The following is a 25193-nucleotide window of genomic DNA, read 5'->3' as shown; positions in this document are numbered from 1 at the left end:
AGTACCGTTGGCTTTGGCTAATAGCTCGGCCAGGCAATCTGACTTTTGCTCGGCAAGATCAAAGCGAGCCATATCATAATTAGTCGCTTCAAATTCGGTGGCATTGGCTTTTCCTAGTACACTGATATCCATCAGATCCTGGATCATATCGGCATTGCCATCGCCCCCGGCAATAGTTCGTACCCGTGCTAATAGATCAGGGCGTTTTCTAAACGCAAAACGCATATCGGCCAACAAGTCATTTCTAAAGGCATAGGCTTTTGGCGACTCTTCTTTCCAGGCCTTGGCAGCTTCTTCCTGGCTATAGCGCTCTTTGTGCCAAAGGGCTTGTGCATATCGGCACGCTCCGGTACGTATCGGTAGATCCTCTACATATTTTTCCCAATCCAATCCTATACTCATCAGTACTTTTTTGTCTTCTTGCGCCCAGATAAATAGGTTTTCGGCTTCTTGCGTAGTTACATCTACGGGTTGCGCTGGTGCTTTTACCAAGTCTTGTGGTATGTTTTCTAATTCGGCTAATTTCGTTTTAAAATTTTGTTTGGACATATGTATTATGTATTTATAGTTTATTATTAGGAGTTAAGAATTCGATTGTCGAGGGTTGAGGCTCTCGAAACCCGACAAGATCAATAATTAACATAGATCATTTTTGTTTCGTGGCCCAATCCCGGTTCATTAAAGTCGATCACACATACATAGGAACCCACGGGAACTAGGCTGCCTTTATGGGTGCCGTCCCAGGCATCGCCCGGCCCGTCATAATGGGTACTGAACAGTAAGCGTTGGCTTAGGTTGTATATCTTGACTACGTTGTTCCCATATTTTTCAAGACCTTCGATCACCAGGAAATCGGCAATGCCATCACCGTTAGGAGAAAACCCGCTATTGAAATCTGCAAGGGGTTCAGACTCAGACTCACAATTCCCGGCCGCTTCAACGATCACCAGGGCCGTTGTCGTGGCTGTATTGTTGTCATTGGTAGCGGTAAGGGTTACTATTACCGGGGTGCCCACATCCTCACAGCTAAAGGTATCCCTGTCAAGACTCAGCTCTGGAGTGTTGTTACAGCCATAACCGGAACCATTGTCCACCTCTTCTGTCAAGATGGTCGCCTCTCCATTGGCATCCAACTGCACAGTGATATCTTTTGCAATGGCCACCAAGTTGTCCAAATACGCTTCCACGGTCACGTGGGCAGTAGCCGTGGCCATTTCACCGCCCTGGGTAGCGGTAAGGGTGACCACCACCGGGGTACCTACATCCTCACAGCTAAAGGTATCCCTGTCAAGACTCAGCTCCGGAGTATCGTTACAGCCATAACCGGAACCATTGTCCACCTCTTCTGGCAAGATGGTCGCCTCTCCATTGGCATCCAACTGCACAGTGATATCTTTGGCAATGGCCACAAGGTTGTCCAAATGCTCTTCTACCGTCACTATGGTGGTCGCCGTGGCGGTTTGGTTATCATGGGTAGCGGTAAGGGTCACCGTTATCGGGGTGCCCACATCATCACAATCAAAACTATCTATATCCAGGCTTAAGTCGGGGGTACCGTTACAGCCATAACTGGAACCATCGTCCACCTCCCCAGGTGTAATAATTGCCTGCCCACTAGCATCTAGCTGCACGATGATATCATCTTTGGCAATGGCCGTCAAGTTGTCCAAATGCGCTTCCATGGTCACGATCACCAGGGCGGTTGCCGTGGCGGTTTGGTTGCCATGGGTAGCGGTAAGGGTCACCGTGATCGGGATGCCCACATCATCGCAGGTAAACGTATCCCTATCCAGGCTTAAGTTCGGGGTACTGTCACAACCATAACTGGAACCATTGTCCACATCCGCAGGTGTGATGCTTACCTGTCCGCTGGCATCTAGCTGTACGATGATATCATCTTTGGCAATGGCCACCAAGTTGTCCAAATGCTCTTCTACCGTCACTGTGGTGGTCGCCGTGGCGGTTTGGTTATCATGGGTAGCGGTAAGGGTCACCGTTATCGGGGTGCCCACATCATCACAATCAAAACTATCTATATCCAGGCTTAAGTCGGGGGTACCGTTACAGCCATAACTGGAACCATCGTCCACCTCCCCAGGTGTAATAATTGCCTGCCCACTAGCATCTAGCTGCACGATGATATCATCTTTGGCAATGGCCGTCAAGTTGTCCAAATGCGCTTCCATGGTCACGATCACCAGGGCGGTTGCCGTGGCGGTTTGGTTGCCATGGGTAGCGGTAAGGGTCACCGTGATCGGGATGCCCACATCATCGCAGGTAAACGTATCCCTATCCAGGCTTAAGTTCGGGGTACCGTCACAACCATAACTGGAACCATTGTCCACATCCGCAGGTGTGATGCTTACCTGTCCGCTGGCATCTAGCTGTACGATGATATCATCTTTGGCAATGGCCACCAAGTTGTCCAAATGCGCTTCTACGGTCACTGTGGCAGTTGCCGTGGCGGTTTGATTGCCATGGGTAGCGATAAGGGTCACAGTTACCGGGGTGCCCACATCATCGCACGTAAATGTATCCCTATCCAAACTTAGGTTTGGAGTGTTGTCACAACCATAGCTGGAACCATTGTTCACATCCGCAGGTGTGATGCTTACCAGCCCGCTGGCATCTAGCCGTACGGTTATATCATCTTTGGCAATGGCTACAAGGTTGTCCAAATGCTCTTCTACTGTCACTATGGTAGCCGCACTTGATGAGTTTTCAGCCTCATCGGTTACGTAGAGGGTCACTTGATGATTACCCAAGTCGTCGCAGTCAAAGATCATAGCGGTTTCATTGCCATCGGCATCAAAACTGAATATAAGATCTTCAGTTAGTGTAATGTTGTCTGTGCTGTCATTGCCTAATTGAGTTGCCAAAAGGGTGACTTCACCATTTTCATCCAGTGTCAGGGTGATCAGGGCCAATGTAACCGTAGGATCCTCGTAGTCGTCTTCCCTGTCATCTCCTGTGATAATCCATCGAAGGTCTTCCAGTTTTTGCCTGTGAGGAGCTCCTATTTGATTGTATACCAATTCATTTGCTCCCAGAGTGATCCCTGTGGGGATATTGGGTAAGGCCGCCCAACCCTTTAATGTGGCCCCATAATTGCCCACGGATAAGTCGCTACTGTTCAACATAGCTGCCATAGTGGTGACCTTGCTTACGTTCCATTTGCCCAGGTTCTGATTGAAGTTAGTGGCTCTTTGAAACATAACTGCCATAGTGGTGACATTGCCTACGTCCCAATCGCCTATGTCCTGGTTGAAATTACTGGCTTCTGCGAACATCAATCTCATATCGGTGACCTTGCTTACGTCCCAATCGCCTATGTTCTGGTTAAAGTTACTGGCTTTTTCGAACATAGATCTCATATGGGTGACATTACCTACCTTCCAACCGCCTATATACTGATTGAAGTTACTGGCTCCCCAGAACATAAAACCCATACTGGTGACCTTGCTTACGTCCCAACGGCCTATGTCCTGGTTGAAGTTAGTGGCTCCTTGGAGCATAGCTGCCATACTGGTAACATTGCTTACGTTCCAATTGCCTATGTTCTGGTTGAAGTTAGTGGCTCCATCGAACATAAAACCCATAGTGGTGACCTGGCTTACGTCCCAATTGCCTATGTACTGGTTGAAGTCAGTGGCTTCTTTGAACATCGCACTCATAGCGGTAACATTGCTTACGTTCCAATTGCCTATGTCCTGGTTGAAGTTAGCGGCTCCTTCGAACATCCCACTCATAGCGGTAACATTGCTTACGTTCCAATCGCCTATGTCCCCGTTGAAGTCGACAGCTCTTTTGAACATCCCTCGCATATCCGTTACGTTTTGCAGATTGGGAGCGTCTGTGGCGGTGATATCCAGTTGGCTACATCCATGAAAAGCGTCCAACATGGTTGCCCATTGAATACCTCCCCACTGCTTTACGGTCTGTATCTTGTCCTTGCTCCCTGCATTCGCAAAAAATAGAGCTGGGAAATCTCCATAAATACGCACCTCATAGGTGCCCTTATCTGTGTAGGTATGGGTAAGGTCGGCATCATTGGGATCATTTGTTTCAATTGCCGTTGCTGTATGATCTCCCCAGTCTATGGTAAAGTTATAGGTATAATCCCCATGGATGGGAATGGTAATAGACCCACCGGCATCCACCGCCCAGGTGGTAATAAAGGGAGCCGCCGGTGAATAGGTATCTCCTGCGATGGTCCACCCATAAACGTCTATCAGTATTTGCCTGGGAAAGGCTCCTATTGGGCCGGATTCCAATCCATGTGCTCCCAGGGTGATCCCTGAGGGGGTATTGGGTAAGGCTGCCCAGCCCTCTAATGTGGCCCCATAATTGGCTACCGACAAGCCACTACCGTTCAACATAGATTCCATACTGGCGACCTTGCTTACGTCCCAATCGCCTATGTCCTGGTTGAAGTTCCTGGCTTCACTGAACATCCTTCTCATATTGGTGACCTTGCTTACGTCCCAACGGCCTATGTTCTGATTGAAGTCAGTGGTTCCCCAAAACATAGATGCCATATTCGTGACCTTGCTTACGTCCCAACTGCGTATGTCCTGGTTAAAGTTAACAGCTCTTTGGAACATCCACGTCATATTGGTGACCTTGCTTACGTCCCAACGGCCTATGTCCTGGTTGAAGTTAACTGCTTCATGGAACATATGACCCATACGGGTGACCTTGCCTACCTCCCAATCGCCTATGTCCTGGTTAAAGTTAACGGCTTCCTGGAACATATGGTCCATCCAGATGACCTTGCTTACGTCCCAATTGCCTATGTCCTGGTTAAAGTTAGTGGCTCTCTGGAACATACCGGTCATTATTGTTACACTACTTACATCCCAACCACTTAAGTCCTGGTTGAAGTTACTGGCTTCATGGAACACTCCCCCCATGCTCGTTACCTTGCTTACATCCCAATTGCTTATATCCTGGTTGAATGATGTAGCGCCAGCGAACATCCCACCCATATTTGTTACTCCAGACAGGTCGGGTGCATCTGCTGTGGCGGCAACCTGCAGGTTGATACATCCATTAAAAGCTTTTTCCATACTTGCCCATTGGATATCGCCCCATTTTTCCACAGTCAGAATCTTGTCCTTGTCTCCTTCATTGTTAAAATAGATCCTGGGGAAATTGCCTGTAATGGAAATGGTTTTCTTCCCTCTAGTGGTATAGGTATGTTCAGCGTTGGAGGTCTGGTTATGCTCAATGTCTCCATCGCCCCAGTTCACTGTGTAGTTGTAACCACCGCCTGTGGTGGGTATGGTAACGGTCAGGTCTCCATCTCCATACCCATTTTCTCCTACCTTCCAGGTAGTGATGAAGGCATTATTTTGGCCATAAGCGGTGAGGTTTGTTAAAAAGAGGGCGATTATTAGTAATTGGAATTGCTTTTTCATGTTGGAAGATTTTATTGTTAACTTTTGTATATTATTTTATAGCAAAATAGAACCTCAATATGCGTGTATCCAAAAATTGGTGACGACCTTCCTTAAAAATGGGATGTTATACACTATTTTCGGGATAATAGGAGCTATATTATGTTCATTTGTATCCCCTGGGACTGAGTCCTTTGGCAGGCTCGGTGACCGCTTGATTGCATTTTTTTCTTTATTATTCGAGGGCTGAACCCTTAAACTCAAGAACCACGTAGTCGCAGGCTGAATCTCATAATAATCAAAAAAAAGAGAGGCCGTAAATGGCCCCTCTTGTTTGGTTTGTCTATTTTTGGTGTGCAATTACATTACAATGAATCGCTCTATTTTTGTATTTTGATTAGAAATGATTAGAATTAAATAAGAGCCTGCTTTAAGGTACGACACATCTAACTGTAATTTACTTTGCCCTTTACCTACTTTGCCTAAGTGTACGCTCTTGATGCGTCTCCCTTGGATATCAAGAATTTTCACATCAATGTTTGCACCTTTGTTTGAATCAATACTAAGGTTGAGCGTATTACTACGTAATGGGTTTGGATAGAGCTGTACATTCATATCTTTACCGGTTTGAATAGCATTCAGACTGGCAGTTTTACATCCCGCAGATGTAGGCTCCCAAAACCAGGTGCTGATTGTTGGGTTGTAACCGGGATTATCATGCTCACAAACATAGTTGGTACCATTATACGATACGATATCACCAGCATAGTATTGCGTACCTGCCGACCATGGTGTGCAGGTTCCACCAGTACTTCCGCCACCACCGCAAGTCTGCGAAGTAGGCTCCCAAAACCATGTACTAATCACTGGATCATAGCCCGGATTGTCATTGACACAGATATAATTGCTTCCATTATACGTTACAATATCGCCTACATAATACTGCGTTCCGGCAGACCATGCAGAGCAAGATCCCGATCCTCCACCGCCGCCGCTTCCGCCGCCGGAGCCACCACCATCACAGTTTTGCGAAGTGGGATCCCAAAACCACGTACTGACCACTGGATCGTAACCTGGGTTATCATGTACGCAGATATAATTGCTGCCATTATACGTTACAATATCACCTACATAATACTGCGTTCCGGCAGACCATGCAGTGCAAGAGCCTGATCCACCCCCACCTCCACCACCGGAGCCGCCACCGCCGCCATTCAATTTGGCATCGATCACATTAAGGAGCGAATTAGAAGGACTCGTGTGATCCTGGTCTACGGCCCAGATCATAATACCACCAATATTTTCATTCAAAGCCAGTTGTACTTTGTCTTCAATTAGTTTCTTGGCATTATAGCCATACCCGTTGGACTGATCACATGTGTTGTTGTTAGGATATATTTTATTTGGAGCGCTAGGATCGGCAGCTACGATATCTTTGTAGGCCATTGAACTTCCGCTAGAGTTCCAACCGTAAAAAGGAAGGCCTAATTGCAATTTGGAACTAGATGCTCCTCGGCCTTGCCAATAATCAATAGCACTGGCTGCAAAAGCGTATGTAGAATGATTAATTCTAGGATCATTATCATAGGCCATAATATGAATTTCATCAAGATACTGGAAAGCGGCTGACGAGAAGTGCTGCCCTCGATATGCTGAAGCAGGTACAGCTGATGACAGTTCAAGATTTTTTGTTGGATGCGTATTCATCTTGGCTCTTAATGCTGCCAATAAGTCTACATATAACCCCTGACTACCGGCACTGGGATATTCCCAATCCACGTCGATGCCGTCCAGGTCATACTGTATAACCATGTTGTACAGGTTATTTACAAAGTTTGTTTTTGCGCTTCCTTGCGATACTGCATTAAATGCTTCAGGATTGGCATCGGCAGCACAAGCTCCAGATTGATGAGCATAGCTACAAGGAAACCAACCTCCCACTGCAAGAATAGCTTTAGTACCTTGCGAGTGAGCGATGGATACCATATTGCTTAAATAGGCCCCATCAATTGCATTTAATTTCCCATCTAAATCTGGGTGAATGGTGGCAAATGCATAAATCACATGGGTTAATTTAGAGGCTTGATCGGCAGTAAGTTGTGCGCGCCAACTTTGAATATATCCAACTCTTTTTTGTGCATAGCCCGAAAAAACAAACATCAACGCTATAAAAAAAGGTAGTGGAAAATTAGAATACAATTTTCTCATAAGTAAACAGGTATTAAGAGTTATTCAAAAAAAAATTATAGTAACCTTTACATGATATCTTGTTGGTTTTTTACAATCCGCTTAGAAGTAAAAAAAGCCTGTTATATCATCGTAACGTATTGTTAAAATTTTTATAAAGACAAATTATGCATTACGATCTATAATGACTTCTTTTTTAGCTTAACGACTTAAATTTGTTGCTTAACAACATGTTTTAATGGAGTAAAGTGAGAATTCATTGAAGATTGATCTTGATTCTCGACCTGTTTATTGATTCTAGATGGTTCGTATTTGAATTTTACATTTGTTACGCACTCTTGTCTTTAGACTTTTCGCCACCATTTTGTGTAAGACTTTTGGCCCAGGCGATGGCATCTTCGAGATTATTAAAGTTCTTGAATAGATTGCGCATAAATAGTTTTTCTACCAATGATGCTATAAATCCTTTTCTTGAATAGCTCACAATGGCATATCCTTTTAATTTATAATCACTTTTAAAAAACTTGATCCAGTCACTAGGTTTTACTGAATATGAATGTACACGGTTGGAAATTAAGACGAGCCCCTCGCCTTTTTGGTCATACAATTCGCTTAACTCGGCTACGATAGGTTCGGCATGATCATCCCAGGTATATACAATACCTTCATCGATTTCTGCTATGATATAAGTATCAAACAAATAATAGGTGGCACAGTCATACCGTCTTTCACTAATAGCGTCATGGTAAAAAGGAGAATCTTTTAAATATCCCATAATAATACTTGCTCATAAGCCCTCAGAATCATCACCCAATAGTACTTTTTCTTCGGAATAATTAATTTAGTGAAGATACTAATTATTTTCTCTATTTCCTTACGGCAAACCATATTATTATTACTTTTTTAGGGATATAAAAACTAGGTCATTTTTTTCTGATGATCATAAAAAGCATCTTAATATCCATAGCTTGTAACAAAAAATCGACACGTTCGTCGATTTTATATTCAATCAAACCACGAAAAAACATGAAAGCATTACAAAAACTAGGAGGTGCAGCTGCGATCCTTGAAGGTATCACATATATTATTTTATTCATTTTTTATGGAGCCATCATCGAATACCCTGAGCCCAATGCTAATCCTACACAACGACTTACTTTTCTATCCAATAATGTAGAAGTCTTCTCTATACTCAACTTTATGGGATATGTTTTATTTGGCGTTGTATTAGCTATACTGGTTATTGCTATCTATGAACGTATGAAACAGCAATCTCCATATCTTTCCAAAACTGCTGCTGTTTTTGGTTTATTGTGGGTGGGACTTGTGATCGCAAGCGGAATGATTTCTAATATTGGTCTACAAGAAGTAATTATGATAGGCACAGAGAATCCCGAAGAAGCCATGACCATCTGGTCCGGAATTACTATTATTACCGAAGGAATTGGTGGCGGAAACGAGATTGTTGGTGGTATTTGGGTATTGTTACTCAGCTTTGCCGCATTACAGGGTAAAAACCTTCCCAAATTGCTAGTCTACCTTGGTATTCTTGTAGGTACCATTGGAATACTTACTGTTTTTCCACAAGATATTTTTAAAGAGGTCTTTGGGATAACTCAAATCATTTGGTTTATATGGCTTGGCGTTTTTATGATTCGCAATGCTTCTGAAGTGTCTGTATAGCATAGTATTTACCCTTCGGATACGCTTAGGGTTCGAATAACATCGGGGGCTGAGCCTTTCGGCAAGCTCAGGAACCAAGTAATCGAAGCCCGTTATCATTTCTAATCCCTACTCTACAATTTTCCTTTAAAAATCCCTATTTTGGTAGTACCATTAGAAACACCAACATATGCACACAACTGTTTTGATCACAGGGTCAAGTCAAGGTATTGGTTTTGCACTTGCCAATCTCTTCCTTGAACAAGGTTATCATGTTATAGGAACCAGTCGAACAGGCAAAATTGCCATTGATCATCAAAATTTTACTGCTATTGCTTTGGATCTTTCCAAAAGCGAAGGTATCTCAACTTCATGTAAACAGATTAAAGATTTAGGAAAACCCATCGATATCTTAATCAATAACGCAGGAATTGGACCTGATCTAAATGTTACGCTACCCGAAGAGGACTCTTACCGACGTACTCTTGAAGTAAATACCACCGGGACCGTATTTTTCACAGAACAGTTACTTCCTGTCGTCTATCGAAATGGAAAGCTGATCAATGTTTCTTCCAAAATGGGATCTATTACGTTAACTGAACCTTCTTGCTCTGTAGCCTATCGTATGTCTAAAGCTGCCTTAAATATGTATAGCAAGATTTTGGTAAATCGACTTCAGGGGGCGCCCAAAGTGGGTGTTATTCACCCTGGTTGGGTACGAACGATGATTTCTGGCGATGATACTTCCGGGCGGCTTTCTCCAGAGGAATCTGCCAAAGGAATATTTGATTTTGTAACCAGTGATTTTAAAAATGGTATGTTTTGGAACGTTGAAACTCAATCTGAAATTCCGTGGTAAGCATTAACTATGAAATCTAGTGATCCCCATAAGCCGCATCAACTCACCGATCATTTCTTTAGAAATGAGTACGGAAAAATAGTCGCTGTAATCACACGCTATGTGGGCACCAATAATGTGGAAACAGCAGAAGATATTGTGCAGGAAACCTTGCTAAAAGCTGTCGATCATTGGCAGCAACAAGGTATACCCGAAAACCCACAGGCATGGTTATACACGGCAGCAAAGAATCATGCTATTAATGTTTTAAAACGAAAGAAACATAAAACACACTATGAATCCCAACAAAGCCATGTACATCACCATTCAGCATTAGAAACATTAGAGATTTCTGAAGCGCTTATTAAAGACGAACAGCTTAAAATGATGTTTGCTTGCTGTCATCCCTCTATTTCAAAAAACTCTCAGATCGCTTTAATCTTAAAAATTCTTTGTGGGTTCAGTATTTCCGAAATTGCGAGTGCTTTCTTTACTTCAACAGAAACCATAAATAAAAGATTGGTTCGTGGTCGAAAACAATTGCGCCTTGCTAAAATTTCTTTTGAAGCTACTACCGATTTTGTGCAGCATTTGGATATTGTTTTAAAAACGATCTATTTATTGTTTAATGAGGGGTATAGTCCGTCACAACAAAATAAAGTTATACGATACGATCTTTGTTTGGAAGCCATTCGTTTGGCTGAAATTTTAGGAAACACCAAAAACATCACAGAAAAATCTGAGGTCCATGCCCTATTGGCTTTGATGTACTTTAATGCTGCTAGATTTGAAGCCAGAATTGAAGAGGGTTCTCTGGTCGAAATGCATAAACAAGATCGGCAAAAATGGAACGTTACCCTAATGAATGCCGGTATACATTACCTTAATCAAACTACAAATAGCAAAACCGTATCGGTATATCAAATTCTGGCTACCATTTCGGGGCATCATTGTATCGCACCTAGCTTCGAAACCACCAATTGGAATGAAATTCTGTCATTATACGACAGCCTAATTGTGCTTCAGGACACTCCTCTGGTGCAACTTAACCGCAGTGTTCCTCTTGCCAAAGTAAAAGGAAATAGGGTTGCCATAGACTTCTTAAAGTCATTGGAAAATACGTCGGATATTGGTCATCATTATCTTTTTCACGCTACCTTGGCAGAATTTTATATCCAAGAAAATCTGCAAAAACTTACCAAAGAACATTTACAAAAAGCAATTTCATTGTGCACAAACGCAAGGGATATAGAACTTTTAGAAAAAAAATTAAACAAGAGTGTCCCTATTTCATAAACTCGATTGTAATAAGGGTATAAATCATAAAAAACAAAACAATGAAAGAATTCATGTTATTTATTCGAAGTGAAGAAGCACCAAAAGCAGATTTGTCCCCAGAACAATTACAACAGCATATTGAAAAAGTAGGTGGATACATCAAAGGTCTTATGGAAGAAGGCATAATGAAATCGGCACAACCTTTGGAAATGGAAGGTCGTATCTTATCCTATAAAGATGGTAAAATCATCGATGGACCATACAACGAAACCAAAGAAATCATTTCGGGGTATTATCATTTATTAGCCAAAGATCTGGACGAAGCTATCAAAATCACCAAAAAAGACCCACGGTTTGAAGAAGGTATTTGGAGAGTCGAAGTGAGACCCATAAAAAAGGTTGAAGGAATTAATTAGGTTATTCTAAAACACAAGGATAAAAACCCCAGCCACGTCGTATTGTCTGGGGTTTTTCAGTTTATTTCAGTCATAGATATCTTTTGAAATATTAAATCGTATAATCTTAAAGTTTAATTAAACATGAATATGATCCCTACATATATATTTATATTGTTAAATAATTTAATAATTATATTCATATAAATTCATCAATTAATTGTTTCTATCATGAAAAAACTCCTTGTTATTTTCTGCGTTACAGGCCTATTGGCTTCTTGCAAAAAAACTCCTAAAACTGTTGTTGAAACTCCAGACAACACCAAATTAGTAGAAACAAGTCTTATTCCGGTTGTATATATAGAAGGTGACTCGACCTGGACCATCGAAGATCGTATGAAACATTACGGTGTACCCGGCGTGAGTATTGCTGTGATTAATAAGAATGCGATAGCGTGGTCCAAAACCTATGGCGTGGTAGACAAAGAAACTCAAGAACCTGTTACAAAGCAAACGTTGTTTCAGGCAGGTTCGATAAGTAAACCGGTTGCCGCTTACGGGGCTTTAAAAATGGTTGAACAAAACAAAATAGATCTTGACGAAGATGTAAATAGTTATTTGCAATCCTGGAAAATACCTGATAGTGAGTTTACCAAAGAAAAAAAGGTAGCGCTTAAACATTTAGTAAGTCACTCTGGTGGTCTTACGGTTCACGGTTTTTTAGGGTACAGTCCCGACCTTCCAGTTCCTTCGTTAATACAGGTTTTAAATGGAACCGAACCGGCAAACTCTCCTCCTATCTATGTAAATAAGGTCCCTGAGGAAAGTTTTAGGTATTCTGGAGGTGGATACACCATCATGCAACAAATGATGATCGATATTGAAAAGAAACCTTTCCCCGAATTAATGAACGAACTGGTTCTGGCTCCACTGCAAATGACACATAGTACATACAATCAACCTTTAACGGGAGAGCAATTAAAATTGGCAGCGACGGGCTATGTCCCCAATGGTGATATGACCAAAGGCAAAAGACATACCTACCCAGAAATGGCTGCGGCAGGATTATGGACAACAGCCGAAGACCTTGCCAAATTCGCTATTAATATGCAACAAGCGCTGAAAGGTGAAAATACGACTGTATTATCAAAAAATATGGTATCAAAAATGCTAACCCCTTTTGTTGAAGACCATATCGGATTAGGGATTTTTCTTAATAAAAGGAAAGATGAAGTCTATTTTGGCCATGGTGGTTGGGACGAAGGCTTTTCTAGCGAATTGGTCGCACACAAGGATAAAGGATATGGCGTTGTAATACTGACCAACTCAAATCACCCCAGGTTTATTTCAGAACTTATACGATCTGTGGCACTTACCTACAAATGGGATGATTTTGTTCCAACCTATAGCAAATTAGCTACTGAAGAAACAGTACTTGAAAAACTGGCAGGTCGATATTGTTTGAATAAAGATCGATACACCAAAGTGTTTAACCGGGGAAATCAACTTTTTAAGCAAAGCTTTGGTGAAGATCCTGTAGAATTGGTAAAAATATCGGATACTACCTATATCAGTAGGGAAAATGAGCGCCCCATTCAGTTTAAATTGAATAATCAAATAAACCAAATGAACGTGCTTGTGCATAATGTCGATAATGGTAAAGTAGAAGCTACGCTTTCACGTTTAAACGATGATGAAAAGCTACCGGTCGAATTTCTGGAAGATGGAAACTTTGAAGAGGCTCTAAGTGCATATCAAGAACTCATGAAAACAAATCCTGAAGATCCTGCAATTAAGGAATCGAGTATCAATAGATTGGGCTATAATATGATGTATTCAGACAAATTAAAGTTGGCAAAAGATATATTCAAAGTAAACACCATTTTGTATCCAAAAAGTTCGAATGTATATGACAGTTATGCCGAAGCGTGTATGAAACTGGAGGAATTTGAATTGGCGATAGAGAACTATAAAAAATCCTATGCAATGGATCCTGAAAACACCCATGCTTTAAAAATGATTGAAAAAATGCAAGAGAAAAAGAAAAAAGCGATTTAAGCCTTAGCTTTTTTAGGAAACCATCTCGCTGGAAACCACGAAGCATCAATTTGAAAATCGTTTTGACTTCAAGACAAGTCTTAAGGGCTTTAAAAACCAGGTTATTGAGTACAATGAAAATTACATATAAAACAGCTACTCTTGACGATCTTGAGGCAATGATAAAAGTGGGTGACACCTTGTTTGATTATCCCATAAAACCAGAACGGGCACAAGAATTTTTATCCGATCCAAGACATCATTTACTTTTGGCGTATCATGAAAACACTATTGTGGGTATGGCTTCGGGATTGCATTATGTACACCCCGATAAAGACCCACAGCTTTTTATTAATGAAGCTAGTGTTGTCGAATCTTATCAAAATAAAGGCATTGGTCGTGCATTAATACAACAACTTTGTGAATACGGTAAAAATCTGGGTTGTAAAGAGGCCTGGGTAGCCACAGAAAAATCTAACCTGCCAGCACAAAGAGCATATTTGGCGGCCAATGGAATACAAGATATCGAAGAAATTGTGTTGTTTGAGTTTAATCTTAAAGAATAAATAGGAGATATTTTTCTTTAATCTATAGAAAAATAGTTTCTTTGATATACCGAGCAATTAACCAATTGAAACCAACCACATAAAAACTAAAATTATGAAACGCGTATTGAGCGTATTATTGTTAGCCCTCGTCATGAACTCCTGTGCCGAAAAGAAAATAACATATACCAGTTATACTGATTATCCAGCTCCAGTCGAAGCCAATTTATGGTTATCCTATAGCAAAGAATCTACAACGTTTAAACTATGGTCTCCTACGGCCGATGAAGTTCAACTGCATTTCTATAAAGAAGGTAATGATGGATTACCGCTGGAAACTCATCCTTTGGAAATTGATCAAGAGGGTATATGGACAAAAACCATAAAAGGTGATCATCATGGAAAATACTATACTTATCAGGTATTGATTAATGGTGAATGGCTCGAGGAAACTCCGGGAATCTATGCTCAAGCTGTGGGTGTAAACGGAAAGCGCGCCATGGTACTAGATTTTGAAACAACCAATCCCAAGGGTTGGAAACAAGATAAAGGACCTGGAATAACATCTCCCAATGAGGCTATTGTTTATGAATTGCACATTAGAGATATGACGATACATCCAGAATCTGGTTCTAGTATGCCTGGTAAATACCTTGGTCTGGTAGAAGAAGGAACCAAAGGCCCAAATGGAGTAGCAACGGGTATAGATCATATTAAAGAAATGGGGATTACTCATGTTCATCTGCTGCCCACATACGACCACTACTCTATCAATGAGGCCAAATTGGATAGTGCTCAATTTAACTGGGGGTACGACCCACAAAATTATAATGTTCCTGAAGGTTCGTTCTCTTCAGATCCATACAAAGCCGAAGTTCGAATAAAAGAGTTTAAGCAGATGGTGAAAACATTTCACGATAATGGTATCGGTGTTATTTTGGATGTCGTATACAATCATACCGGTAGGACCGAAAACTCAAATTTCAATTTAGAATCACCTGGATATTATTATAGACATTGGGATGACGGTAAACTGTCTGATGCCTCTGCCTGCGGTAATGAAACTGCTTCAGACAGGGTTATGACGCAAAAGTATATCACAGAATCTGTGGCTTATTGGGCAAAAGAGTATCATCTGGATGGTTTTAGATTCGATCTTATGGGCATTCATGATATCGCTACAATGAACGAGGTAGCCAGGACGGTTAAAAAAGTGAATCCTGATATTTTTGTATATGGTGAAGGTTGGACTGCTGGAGATTCTCCACTACCCATAGACCAAAGAGCTTTAAAAAAGAATATCCTTGAAATGCCGCAAATAACTGCCTTTAGTGACGATATTCGGGACGGTTTGAAGGGTTCTGTTTTTGATGAAAAAAGTACAGGGTTTGTTAGTGGAGCCAAGGATACCGAAGAATCTGTGAAATTTGGGATTGTGGGCGCCATAAAACATCCACAAATATCATATAGCGCAATCAATTATTCTAAAGCACCATGGGCCAATGAGCCCTGGCAATCAATGTCCTATGTTTCCTGTCATGACAACCACACCTTATATGATAAGTTAAAGATATCGAGAGAGGATGCCACCAAAGAAGAGATTGTTGCCATGCATAAACTGGCGAATGCTGTAGTAATGACCTCACAGGGAACTGCTTTTATGCACGCCGGAGCGGAAATGCTACGACATAAAAAAGGAGAACATAACTCATATAATCTTCCTGATGAAATTAATCAGATCGACTGGAACTGGAAAGTTACCAGTGCCAATGTGGTAGACTATTATAAGAACCTAATCGCCTTACGAAAAGCACATCCTGCATTCAGAATGACCAAAGCCACCGAGGTAAATAACAACCTCGTGTTCAAAACTGTAGAAAATGGATTGATTAGCTATCAAATAAGTAATCATGCCAATAAAGATTCGTGGAAGAATATATATGTAATCTACAATGCGAATAAGAAAGCCGTCAATTATAAACTTAATGGAGAATGGCAATTGGCTGTTTTAGGAGATAATTTTGATCAAGAAGGAACCCAACGAGTAACCGGAACCATTGCAGTGCCTCCAATATCCATGTGTGTTGTTTTTCAGAAGTAAGTGAAGGTTACAATTTTGATTTCAAGGCAAGTCTCATATTGTTTAAAGCGAGACTTCGGTCAGCATATAGAATGATTGACTATTTTAGTACCTAAAACCTAATAAATATGAAAAGGTATTATATGTTATATGGTTTATTTTCTTTTTTAATGGCTTTCGCTTGTAATCAAAACCATGGTAAATTTTCAAAAGAAGATCTTGAAACTCAAGAAGCCTTTATTAAGCTAGTAGACCTTACCTATAATAATATCGACAAACAACGTTTAATTGATGCTATTAAAACACTTACGCTACCACCAAAAGAAGAGGTTATTAGGTCCTATGAGGAAGGTGGTTATGTAAATAAACAAATAACACTTAGCGAAGAAGATCGCAGAATCAGGTTTTATCATGATGTTATCGAATTGGGTAGAGTCGCCCCTACCGATTGCTTTTTACCCGCTGTGGATCATAACTTTTCTGTCGAGGATTTTATTTATAATATAGAGTATTGCATAAAGGATGTCTTTCCAAAAATAGAAAAAGAACTTCTAGTCAAATTCCCAAAAGAAAGTACGATAAGCAGTCAAATGTTTACAGAATTAAACAATTTGTTATCTTCATATGGTATAGAAATGGGAATGGTAAACTTTTATGATGATCAGTTCTATTTTATTTTTTATGATGTAAAGCGCAAGAAGAAGGTCTACGAAACGTATGATCTTTTAGGTATTCAAATAGCTCAAAACGAATCCTCTTTTCGGGGGTACATGAGGCAAAATTAATATTCCAATGGAAAATATAACACAAAGTGCGCAGCACATAATTGATGTTTGGAACGCCAAGGACCTTGACCGGCTCTACACATTGTACGGAGAGCATACTACCTTTTTTGATCCTTTGCTAAACGGTGAAATTAAAGGAAAAACTATTTTGGGATATGCCCAGGGAATTTATGACGCTTTTCCGGATCTGGAGTTTGTTGTAAAAGACATAACTACAGCAGATCGCATAGCAATGATAGAATGGATTCAAAAAGGAACAAATACGGGAGATATCATGGGGAAGCCCGCTACAGGAAGATACATCGAAATCCCTGCCGTAAGTGTCATTCGTTTTAACACAGATTCATTTCTTTCCCAACGAGATTATTGGGATCTAAAAAAGTTATTGGATGATCTATTTGGGAAGTAATTCATATCCAAGCCCAATCAACAAGACACGCACCATGAAATATAAAATTATTACAAACATACCCCCTTAGCCTTCCGAATTGCAAAGACTCTTTAAACAGACAAATTGGGCAAAGAACAGAACTATTGAAGGTATCGAGTTTCTACTTGAGAATACCAAAAACTATGTATTGGTTCGCGATGATACATTACTTATTGGTTATGGACGTGCTTTATCCGACGGAATTTACCGGGCGATGTTGGACGATATTGTAGTGGATCATCACTATCGCAAAAAAGGGATTGGTCATCAAATAGTACAAGAGTTACTTAAGCAGGTTAGTGATATAGAACAAGTATTTTTAAATACAAAACCAGAATTAAAGCATTTTTATAATACACATGGATTTCATAAATGCAAAGCATTTACAATGAGTTTGGATTAAATGCTAAACTCCTTTTATATTTAGACTTACCTCCTACTGTAACACTCCTCAAATTCAATCATCTATATAGTAGCAAATCCAATATAGATGAAAAATTTATACGCACTTCTTCTCGCTCTGATAATAATAGGGTGTAATACACAAACCGAAACTCAAGAAAAGCTTGAGGCTTTAGCTCTTAAAGAACCTTCATATTTTTTCCCAACCAAACGTGCTCAAGTATTAATGGTGGGCTCCTTTCATTTTGATTACCCTGGTCTTGATGAACATAAAACTTCTGAAGATGATAAGATTGATGTTTTAAAAGAACCCAAGAAATCTGAAGTTACCGATTTGGTTAATTACATAAAGCGTTTTAACCCTAATAAAGTAGTTATAGAAGCCCGATCATCTTGGAACGCCGGTAAAAAATTTAGAGAATACAGGACTGGACTTCATGAGGATAAGAGAGACGAGCGATATCAATTGGGTATGCGCCTTGCCAGGGCTTTTCAACTAGATACCATTTATAGTGTTGATGCTAGTTCTTTACAGAATGATTTGGCCAAAAAGGATTCTATTCTTTTAGATTCTTTACTGGAAGATGTGGTTTGGGACGCTCCCGATCCATATTGGGACATGGCAAAAAAATGGTTTGATTATAATGATAAGCTTATTAAAGAAATTCCACTGCTTGACTATTTTAAGTATATGAATAGTAAAGAATACCATCAATATGGGTATGGAATGTACTTAACAGGATCTTTTTCTACAGGAAATGGACAAGGTGCCGACAGACTATCTATTTGGTGGTACAATCGCAACCTTCGTATATTTTCTAATATCATAAACATTACCGAAGACTTCAATGATCGCATTTTGGTGATTATGGGTAATGGTCATGCAGCTGTATTACGTCAACTTTTTGAGTCTTCTCCACAATACGAATGGATCGAATTCGATAGTTTATAAACTATGTTACCAGGGTACTTTGTATCACAATTTCAATGCAGCACAAAATAAATATCAAAAGAACGGGTTATCTATACATGGTCCCTCTCTCTACTAAAGAGAATTCATATGAAAAGAATAGCTAGGTTAATAAGCATTGCCCTTTTATCTATTGTACTATTTTATAGTTGTGATAGCAGCGACAACACTACCGATCCTAACCCTAATCCAGATCCCGGAGGAGAACCCACCGAAGCTACAACTACCTTAATCAATACTTTGAGTATCCCATGGGAATTAACCTGGGGACCCGATGATTTTTTGTGGGTCACCGAACGTAGTGGAAAAATAAGCAGGATTAATCCGGATACCGGAGCACAAGATGAAATACTTGTTATTAATGAAGTTGCACAAGTGCAAGAAAGTGGATTGCTAGGTATGGTTCATCATCCTGACTTTGACACAAACCCTTTTGTTTATGCGGTTTACACCTATGAAGGAACAGGTGGCTTACTAGAAAAATTAGTTCGTTTTACATATAATGATAATAATACTTTGACGAACGAAACTACACTACTTGATGGAATTCCGGCCAATTCGACCCATAATGGTTCTCGGCTTATTATTACAGCAGATCAAAAATTAGTAATGACCACTGGTGATGCAGGTGATACGAGTTTGTCACAAAATATGAATTCTCTTGCTGGTAAAATTTTACGATTCAATCTGGATGGCAGTATCCCGAATGACAATCCTATCACAGGAAGTTATATTTATAGCTACGGACATAGAAATCCGCAAGGGTTAACGTTACACCCAAATGGCATGATATATAGCTCTGAGCATGGCCCCAGTAATGACGATGAAATAAACCGCATCGAAATTGGCAAAAACTATGGTTGGCCCAATATACAGGGAGTAATAGACACTCCTAATGAAGAAGCTTTTGCAAATACTACCCAAACTGTAGAATCAATTTACAATTGGACCCCAACTATTGCACCATCAGATCTTGTTTTTTATACTCAAACTAGAATTCCGCAATGGACAAACAAATTAATCATGACTGTCCTGAAAAATCAACAAATCGTCGCCTTAACACTCAATAACGATGGGACGGCTATTACAAACGAAGAAATCTTCTTTAATGGAGCTTTTGGCAGATTACGGGATATAGCTGTTTCCCCTACCGGACGGGTGTTTATTGCCACCAATGGAAACTCTTATGGTGATACAAGTAATACACATCGTATTATTGAAATTAATAGAATCGAAAGCCAATAAACTGAATCATTAAGAACAAAGTTTATTTTATTTCTATACGTCCATAATAGCTAAAAAGTCTATCTTTAGACTAGCAAATTATGGAAATAAAAGAGATAAAAAAGTTCGACGAGTTATTAGAAGCTTTTGAAAGTCAAAAAGCTGGACAAAACTTTGTCTATAGAGGAGTATCAAATTCCAAGTATCAGCTTATCACTTCTTTGGGGAGATGTGAGTCTGCTATGGGAAAACCTATTGAACGTCTGGAAATAAGACTCACCAAGTTATTCAAAGAATCATCGATCCCATATCTTGAACATAAACCAGACAACGAGTTAGAATGGTTGGCCGTAGCACAACATTATGGTTTGCCGACCAGATTATTAGATTGGAGCTACAATCCACTGGTTTCAACTTATTTTGCAGTAGAATCCAATCCAGATAATGATAGCGCAGTGTATATACTCTCGGGTTGTTCGACCATTCAAGATCCATATAAGACTAATCCATATAAGTTGGATAGAGTATATAAATACAGACCTCCATATATTTCTGCGCGAATCCAAAATCAATCCGGAGTATTTACCGTTCATAATGCACCCGATATCCCTTGGGAGCATGATAAATTGAAGAAAGTTGTAATCCCCAAGGAGTTAAAGCCTGTTATAAAAAAGACATTGTTTAAGTATGGGGTAAACCAAAGGTTAATCTACCCAGGGCTCGAGGGAGTGGCACGAGATTTAAAATGGCTAGAAACCAAAATGTTTTGATTCTCAACGCTTTATTTCAAGTTTTAAAATGCCGTTTTTTTTGGTATAAGATCATTTTTTTTTGGATTAATTACGGTTTTTCCGTAGTTTAGACAACCCCATAATAAAATTGACCGCTTATGCACAGAATTACTTTAGAGCAACAGTTCAATGCTCAACATTTAGATCAGAAATACAAAGACATTTGGAACCGAGGAATACATCTCTTCACTATTAACGATCGAAACCGAGATTTTTACTACAGTATTTTTTATATAGACCTGTTGTTTGCAGAGGTGATATACAATAAATTAACAGATGAAATCATAGCCATTAAAAGCTTTTCTGATAAGGCAAAAATGATGTTTTATTTGCGTGAAGATTTCTCTTAGATTATCTACGGTACCAGATGTTTAATATTAATCCTGTTATAACTAGTAAAGTTCCTACCAGGCTTAACCAGGGGTAACTATCCGAAAACAAAAGTACGCCTGCCACCATGGTAAAAACTACCTCTATATATTTTAGAGATACAATTTTATTGGTTGCTTGAGACTGAAACGCTTTGGTCATAAAAAGTTGACCAAAATAACCAAATACCCCAAGACTAAGTAGCATTAACCATTCTATTCCCACAGGAGTGTTCCATTTAAACAGGGCCAGTATCCCTCCTACAATAACAGAAATCCACATAAAGTAATTCACAATAACCACAGGGTGATCACCATGCCCAATTTTATTGATGATCACATACACCATTCCGCTAAAAAGCGCTGAAGCCAAAACCAATACTAATCCAAAAGAATCAATATTTGGATCAAAACCTTTAATCATTAAAACTCCGGCAAAGGCCATTAAAAAAAATATCCATTGTACTGGCTTTACTTTTTCCCTTAGAAAGAAAACTGCCAGGACTGTAGCAAAAATTGGGGAAATATATCGAAGAGAAACCGCAGAACCGATTGGCAGATAATTAACAGACATAAAAAACAATCCCATAGAAGTCACTCCAACCAAACCCCTATAAACCAATAGCGCCTTTTGATTACCTAATATTGGAATTTTATGCCACAAGAGATAAGTCATAGTAAAAAACAAGGACCCGAAAGCTCTAAATAAAACAAGTTGGCCACTACCAAAGTGCGACAAATGTTTTACAATCAAATTCATTGCTGTAAATGATACAGCACTGAGAAGCATGAAATAAATAGCTTTTTTCATTTATTTACTTTGGAAAGATCAAAGGTCGAGTCTAAAGGCTTTGGCTAGTTTGTTGGCTTGTTTTTCTGGAATTCCAGCTGTATTAGCATAATCTTTCCAATTAGATACTACTTCAGTGATTTGTTGTATACTTTCTTTATGATTTTTATAACTTATTTTTTCTCCTACATTAATCATGTCTCTAATTCCGAACTCATCACGTTTACCATTTACAGACATTTGATGCATACTGGTCCAAATACCTTGCGGGTTATATGAATATGTGACATCATACGCAGGAGAAAGTTTCCAAACACCACGTTTATCCATCAAAAATGATATGTTTTTAGTGTGATCATCTTGATTCCTGGCAATAACATTAAACAACATTCTTTTGTATAATTGAATTGCATCTGTATGCGGTAATCGTAACTGACGCATAATTTCAAAAGCATTTTCATAAGAATATGCTCCCGGAGACTTGTAATCAAAATGTGCCAACGAACATAAGGTTTGCATATGAATTTTTTGATCATCATCTATACGATCAAAACGTTTGGTCATAAAATGTGCACGGTCCTGTTCTTCAAAAAGAATACATTTTTCCATTTCGATACCGCAATCTACGGCCATAAGATAATATGCATATTCAATCCTGCCATATCCCATAGGGTCACCAAGTGCTGCATCATTTACACCATCAAACTTAAAAATGTAATGATCAAAACCTTTTGGTGCCTTGGCTTGCCCCGATCGTATCTCATGAGTTTTAGGATTGTAGGCTATAATTGCTTTTGCTCTCTGACCTCCGGCTGAGGTTCCAACTTTAATTAACTCATTAAGGTGCTCGGTTTCTGAAAGGTTGAGTTGTAAACTCTCCCGTGTATTTAGAATTTTCTCGGCCAGCAGGGCTAGCTTATCTACTTCGAGTGCCGTAGCCTGTTTCTGGGCAATATTTCTTGCCGGTTGAAACTCTAAAGCTCCCATTCCCCGGGTTCCAATATAACACAGTCTATCTAATGGAGTAAACTGTGTTTTTGGAATATTATTAAGAACTAACCATTGGTCTATTAAGCGATTCCCAAAATCATCTGGTAACACATCAGACAACATTCCTGGTAAACCCTTGTATGTATCTTGATTAAGGTTAGGAAAGCTATATATTTTGTTTCTGGATGACCTGATCGGCATGTGAATAGGCGAAACATCCAGGTTTTTATTAAGAAAAGAAGGGAAAAACTCGAAAGAAGCAAAGTTTCTTTCTTTATCCCAGCTTAACGCTCCTAATTCATCACCCCAAAGTGTAATTTTTATAACATCTACCATATTGGACCATCGTTTTTATCTTTTTTACTTTGAGAAGATGCGCGTTCTCGTTCTTTTCCTTTTAATTTTAGAAGCTCTATGGGACTTATTCCGGGTGTTGGAAAAATAGCATCCAACGTTTCCAAATCGCCAAACGCTCGTAATATTTGTATAAAAGTGAGCAATGTTGTCGTTTTCCCTGATTCAAAATTTTTAATAGTTTGGACATGAACCCCTGCTCTTTTGGAAAGCTCTTCCTGCGTTATATTGAGATTAAGTCGTCGTTGCCTCATCCTTTGGGTAAGTTCTAACAACACCTGCTCATCAGTAAGGTTATTAAAATTCATTATTATTATATTTAAGGTATATAAAAATATACTATAAGATTTAAAAATGATATTAAAGAATAATAAAATATACTATTATACATCAAATATAATCAAAGTATATCTATATATACGTTAAAAACGAATTAAATTTATTATAAATAATGATATATACTTTAAACCAGCTTTTGTTAAAGATATGAGCTAACAAAAAAATATAAATAAAAACTTTAAATAAAATACGCTAAAACTTTATTAATTAAATATTTATATATTGAATTTAATTTTAAATAAACATGACATTCTATTTATTAAAGAAAAACTTTGCGTATTGATAATCATGGATTGGCATGATTATAGTATTTGTCTAAATATATTTTATTACTTTAGTTTTTTTAACCCCCAATAAATCACATGAAAAAGCTGTTTTCCCTACTACTGCTTTTTTTAGCACAAATAGTCTGTTCACAGACATATACTGTACTTGATTCTGTACAGAAATCCCCTATTTCTTATGCAACAATATCATTTGGTAACGGAAACGGAACTTTTGCCGATGCTGATGGTAACTTTAGATTTTCCAAAAAGTGGTATCCTGATATAGATTCACTGTACATCTCTGCTTTAGGACATAAAGAAATAGTGCTTGCCACAAATTCATTACCTTCACAGATATTACTTGTTCAAAACGTCTCTGAGCTGAAAGAAGTTATTATTACTGCCGAAAAGAAAAGAAGATACAAAACGAAAAAATTACCCTCTGAAGTACACAATGACTATTTCCGGTCCTGGTTACCCACTGTAGAATCTGAAATTGCGGTTTACTTTCCTAAAAACTCCGAAAAACCAACAAAAATTGCTTCAGTATACCTACCGGTTAAAGTAGAATCTTCGAATAGAAATGCTTCAAAAGACCAACCGTTTTCTACGTTATTCAAAATGCAGTTTTATGGTAATAATAATGGTTTCCCAGGAAAACGCTTACCTTATGAAGATATAATCTTTAAGATCACCAATAAAGATAAACCAAATTTTGAACTGAACGTTTCAGAATATAAAGTGTACATCCCTAAAGATGGAATTTTTATTTCCGTTCAGGTGTTAGGATATGCCGACAAAGATGGAAAACTACAACAAACAAAAAAATATCATGAGGTAGAAACCAGAAAAGGAATTGTAAAAGTTTCTACAACTTTTAGACCTTTACTCCCATTTACAGATAAAATAAGTAGTTTTAAAACCTTTACCAGAAGAATTTTCTACAAAAATAGAACGTGGCAACGTTTTGATCGAGAGTATAGTGAGAACAATAATTTGATCAAAAGCAATAATACCAATTATGGTATGGGGCTTAAATTATATTTATACGAAGAAGATTAGA

Annotated in this window: 22 protein-coding genes; 15 read left to right on the top strand and 7 right to left on the bottom strand. The window is 39.2% G+C overall.

From position 1 onward, the window contains the following. From U6A24_RS21905 to U6A24_RS21890, 4 genes are all read right to left on the bottom strand, one after another. The coding region (locus tag U6A24_RS21905; RefSeq protein ID WP_324182166.1) for a hypothetical protein at window positions 1-549 on the bottom strand (549 nt) is incomplete at its 3' end. 80 nt (window positions 550-629) lie between these two features. Continuing rightward, the gene (locus U6A24_RS21900; protein WP_324182165.1) at window positions 630-5420 is read right to left on the bottom strand and encodes a BspA family leucine-rich repeat surface protein; all 4791 of its coding nucleotides are present in this window, start codon (window positions 5418-5420) and stop codon (window positions 630-632) included. Between the two features lie 339 nt (window positions 5421-5759). Then, complete coding sequence (locus U6A24_RS21895) at window positions 5760-7607, bottom strand: glycosyl hydrolase family 18 protein (RefSeq protein WP_324182164.1); 1848 nt, start codon at window positions 7605-7607, stop codon at window positions 5760-5762. 307 nt (window positions 7608-7914) lie between these two features. Then, entirely contained in the window at window positions 7915-8361 is a 447-nt protein-coding gene (locus U6A24_RS21890) for a hypothetical protein (protein ID WP_324182163.1), read from the bottom strand. 251 nt (window positions 8362-8612) lie between these two features. Here U6A24_RS21890 and U6A24_RS21885 point away from each other — a divergent pair, with 251 nt between their 5' ends. From U6A24_RS21885 to U6A24_RS21820, 14 genes are all read left to right on the top strand, one after another. Next, complete coding sequence (locus U6A24_RS21885; RefSeq protein WP_324182162.1) at window positions 8613-9269, top strand: DUF4386 family protein; 657 nt, start codon at window positions 8613-8615, stop codon at window positions 9267-9269. A gap of 169 nt (window positions 9270-9438) precedes the next feature. Beyond that, window positions 9439-10107, top strand: coding sequence for an SDR family NAD(P)-dependent oxidoreductase (locus U6A24_RS21880; RefSeq protein WP_324182161.1), 669 nt, complete (start codon window positions 9439-9441; stop codon window positions 10105-10107). 9 nt (window positions 10108-10116) lie between these two features. Continuing rightward, a complete protein-coding gene (locus U6A24_RS21875) occupies window positions 10117-11382 on the top strand; it encodes an RNA polymerase sigma factor (RefSeq protein WP_324182160.1) in 1266 nt (421 codons plus the stop codon). 41 nt (window positions 11383-11423) lie between these two features. Beyond that, on the top strand, window positions 11424-11780 hold the full coding sequence (locus U6A24_RS21870) for a YciI family protein (protein ID WP_324182159.1): 357 nt from the start codon (window positions 11424-11426) through the stop codon (window positions 11778-11780). Window positions 11781-11990: 210 nt separating this feature from the next. Next, window positions 11991-13817, top strand: coding sequence for a serine hydrolase (locus U6A24_RS21865; RefSeq protein WP_324182158.1), 1827 nt, complete (start codon window positions 11991-11993; stop codon window positions 13815-13817). A gap of 113 nt (window positions 13818-13930) precedes the next feature. After that, the gene (locus tag U6A24_RS21860; protein ID WP_324182168.1) at window positions 13931-14362 is read left to right on the top strand and encodes a GNAT family N-acetyltransferase; all 432 of its coding nucleotides are present in this window, start codon (window positions 13931-13933) and stop codon (window positions 14360-14362) included. A gap of 94 nt (window positions 14363-14456) precedes the next feature. Further along, window positions 14457-16442: a type I pullulanase gene (gene pulA / locus U6A24_RS21855; RefSeq protein ID WP_324182157.1), complete on the top strand. Its 1986-nt coding sequence runs from the start codon at window positions 14457-14459 to the stop codon at window positions 16440-16442. Between the two features lie 107 nt (window positions 16443-16549). After that, window positions 16550-17206 carry a hypothetical protein gene (locus tag U6A24_RS21850; RefSeq protein WP_324182156.1) on the top strand — a complete coding sequence of 219 codons (657 nt, stop codon included), beginning with the start codon at window positions 16550-16552 and terminating at the stop codon, window positions 17204-17206. A 7-nt stretch (window positions 17207-17213) separates the two neighbouring features. Then, a complete protein-coding gene (locus tag U6A24_RS21845; protein ID WP_324182155.1) occupies window positions 17214-17615 on the top strand; it encodes an ester cyclase in 402 nt (133 codons plus the stop codon). Window positions 17616-17694: 79 nt separating this feature from the next. Next, window positions 17695-18039: a GNAT family N-acetyltransferase gene (locus tag U6A24_RS21840; protein ID WP_324182154.1), complete on the top strand. Its 345-nt coding sequence runs from the start codon at window positions 17695-17697 to the stop codon at window positions 18037-18039. An 87-nt stretch (window positions 18040-18126) separates the two neighbouring features. Further along, window positions 18127-18990 (top strand): DUF5694 domain-containing protein, encoded by an 864-nt coding sequence (locus tag U6A24_RS21835; RefSeq protein ID WP_324182153.1) that lies wholly within the window; start codon window positions 18127-18129, stop codon window positions 18988-18990. 108 nt (window positions 18991-19098) lie between these two features. Next, a complete protein-coding gene (locus U6A24_RS21830) occupies window positions 19099-20253 on the top strand; it encodes a PQQ-dependent sugar dehydrogenase (protein WP_324182152.1) in 1155 nt (384 codons plus the stop codon). Window positions 20254-20333: 80 nt separating this feature from the next. Then, window positions 20334-21002: an FRG domain-containing protein gene (locus tag U6A24_RS21825; protein WP_324182151.1), complete on the top strand. Its 669-nt coding sequence runs from the start codon at window positions 20334-20336 to the stop codon at window positions 21000-21002. A 119-nt stretch (window positions 21003-21121) separates the two neighbouring features. Next, window positions 21122-21373 carry a hypothetical protein gene (locus U6A24_RS21820; RefSeq protein ID WP_324182150.1) on the top strand — a complete coding sequence of 84 codons (252 nt, stop codon included), beginning with the start codon at window positions 21122-21124 and terminating at the stop codon, window positions 21371-21373. Between the two features lies 1 nt (window position 21374). On the opposite strand, the gene U6A24_RS21815 is transcribed toward U6A24_RS21820, so the two are convergent. Genes U6A24_RS21815 through U6A24_RS21805 form a run of 3 tightly spaced genes read right to left on the bottom strand, consistent with a single transcriptional unit; the run spans window position 21375 to window position 23833 of the window. After that, complete coding sequence (locus tag U6A24_RS21815) at window positions 21375-22202, bottom strand: DMT family transporter (protein WP_324182149.1); 828 nt, start codon at window positions 22200-22202, stop codon at window positions 21375-21377. Between the two features lie 18 nt (window positions 22203-22220). Next, window positions 22221-23507 carry a type II toxin-antitoxin system HipA family toxin gene (locus tag U6A24_RS21810; protein WP_324182148.1) on the bottom strand — a complete coding sequence of 429 codons (1287 nt, stop codon included), beginning with the start codon at window positions 23505-23507 and terminating at the stop codon, window positions 22221-22223. Next, complete coding sequence (locus tag U6A24_RS21805; RefSeq protein ID WP_324182147.1) at window positions 23501-23833, bottom strand: helix-turn-helix transcriptional regulator; 333 nt, start codon at window positions 23831-23833, stop codon at window positions 23501-23503. Before U6A24_RS21805 ends, U6A24_RS21810 begins: the two co-directional genes overlap by 7 nt. A gap of 393 nt (window positions 23834-24226) precedes the next feature. Between U6A24_RS21805 and U6A24_RS21800 the strand changes: the two genes are divergently transcribed. Further along, window positions 24227-25192, top strand: a complete 966-nt coding sequence (locus U6A24_RS21800) for a peptidase associated/transthyretin-like domain-containing protein (RefSeq protein ID WP_324182146.1) — start codon at window positions 24227-24229, stop codon at window positions 25190-25192. The last annotated feature ends 1 nt before the right edge of the window (window position 25193 follow it).

It is taken from the genome of Aquimarina gracilis, from assembly GCF_035285365.1.
In the GTDB taxonomy this organism is placed as follows: Bacteria; Bacteroidota; Bacteroidia; order Flavobacteriales; family Flavobacteriaceae; genus Aquimarina; species Aquimarina gracilis.
The sequence above is the reverse complement of the archived record's forward strand: the minus strand, read 5'-3'. Positions and strand labels throughout refer to the sequence as shown.

What these genes read in the sequence shown, in the direction of transcription:
- U6A24_RS21825 (WP_324182151.1), top strand. Translation starts at nt 20,334, where the DNA reads ATGGAAATAAAAGAGATAAAAAAGTTCGACGAGTTATTAGAAGCTTTT.
- U6A24_RS21870 (WP_324182159.1), top strand. Translation starts at nt 11,424, where the DNA reads ATGAAAGAATTCATGTTATTTATTCGAAGTGAAGAAGCACCAAAAGCA.
- U6A24_RS21860 (WP_324182168.1), top strand. Translation starts at nt 13,931, where the DNA reads ATGAAAATTACATATAAAACAGCTACTCTTGACGATCTTGAGGCAATG.
- U6A24_RS21850 (WP_324182156.1), top strand. Translation starts at nt 16,550, where the DNA reads ATGAAAAGGTATTATATGTTATATGGTTTATTTTCTTTTTTAATGGCT.
- U6A24_RS21890 (WP_324182163.1), bottom strand. Translation starts at nt 8,361, where the DNA reads ATGGGATATTTAAAAGATTCTCCTTTTTACCATGACGCTATTAGTGAA.
- U6A24_RS21800 (WP_324182146.1), top strand. Translation starts at nt 24,227, where the DNA reads ATGAAAAAGCTGTTTTCCCTACTACTGCTTTTTTTAGCACAAATAGTC.
- U6A24_RS21875 (WP_324182160.1), top strand. Translation starts at nt 10,117, where the DNA reads ATGAAATCTAGTGATCCCCATAAGCCGCATCAACTCACCGATCATTTC.
- U6A24_RS21820 (WP_324182150.1), top strand. Translation starts at nt 21,122, where the DNA reads ATGCACAGAATTACTTTAGAGCAACAGTTCAATGCTCAACATTTAGAT.
- U6A24_RS21865 (WP_324182158.1), top strand. Translation starts at nt 11,991, where the DNA reads ATGAAAAAACTCCTTGTTATTTTCTGCGTTACAGGCCTATTGGCTTCT.
- pulA (WP_324182157.1), top strand. Translation starts at nt 14,457, where the DNA reads ATGAAACGCGTATTGAGCGTATTATTGTTAGCCCTCGTCATGAACTCC.
- U6A24_RS21900 (WP_324182165.1), bottom strand. Translation starts at nt 5,420, where the DNA reads ATGAAAAAGCAATTCCAATTACTAATAATCGCCCTCTTTTTAACAAAC.
- U6A24_RS21810 (WP_324182148.1), bottom strand. Translation starts at nt 23,507, where the DNA reads ATGGTAGATGTTATAAAAATTACACTTTGGGGTGATGAATTAGGAGCG.
- U6A24_RS21895 (WP_324182164.1), bottom strand. Translation starts at nt 7,607, where the DNA reads ATGAGAAAATTGTATTCTAATTTTCCACTACCTTTTTTTATAGCGTTG.
- U6A24_RS21880 (WP_324182161.1), top strand. Translation starts at nt 9,439, where the DNA reads ATGCACACAACTGTTTTGATCACAGGGTCAAGTCAAGGTATTGGTTTT.
- U6A24_RS21835 (WP_324182153.1), top strand. Translation starts at nt 18,127, where the DNA reads ATGAAAAATTTATACGCACTTCTTCTCGCTCTGATAATAATAGGGTGT.
- U6A24_RS21845 (WP_324182155.1), top strand. Translation starts at nt 17,214, where the DNA reads ATGGAAAATATAACACAAAGTGCGCAGCACATAATTGATGTTTGGAAC.
- U6A24_RS21815 (WP_324182149.1), bottom strand. Translation starts at nt 22,202, where the DNA reads ATGAAAAAAGCTATTTATTTCATGCTTCTCAGTGCTGTATCATTTACA.
- U6A24_RS21885 (WP_324182162.1), top strand. Translation starts at nt 8,613, where the DNA reads ATGAAAGCATTACAAAAACTAGGAGGTGCAGCTGCGATCCTTGAAGGT.
- U6A24_RS21805 (WP_324182147.1), bottom strand. Translation starts at nt 23,833, where the DNA reads ATGAATTTTAATAACCTTACTGATGAGCAGGTGTTGTTAGAACTTACC.
- U6A24_RS21830 (WP_324182152.1), top strand. Translation starts at nt 19,099, where the DNA reads ATGAAAAGAATAGCTAGGTTAATAAGCATTGCCCTTTTATCTATTGTA.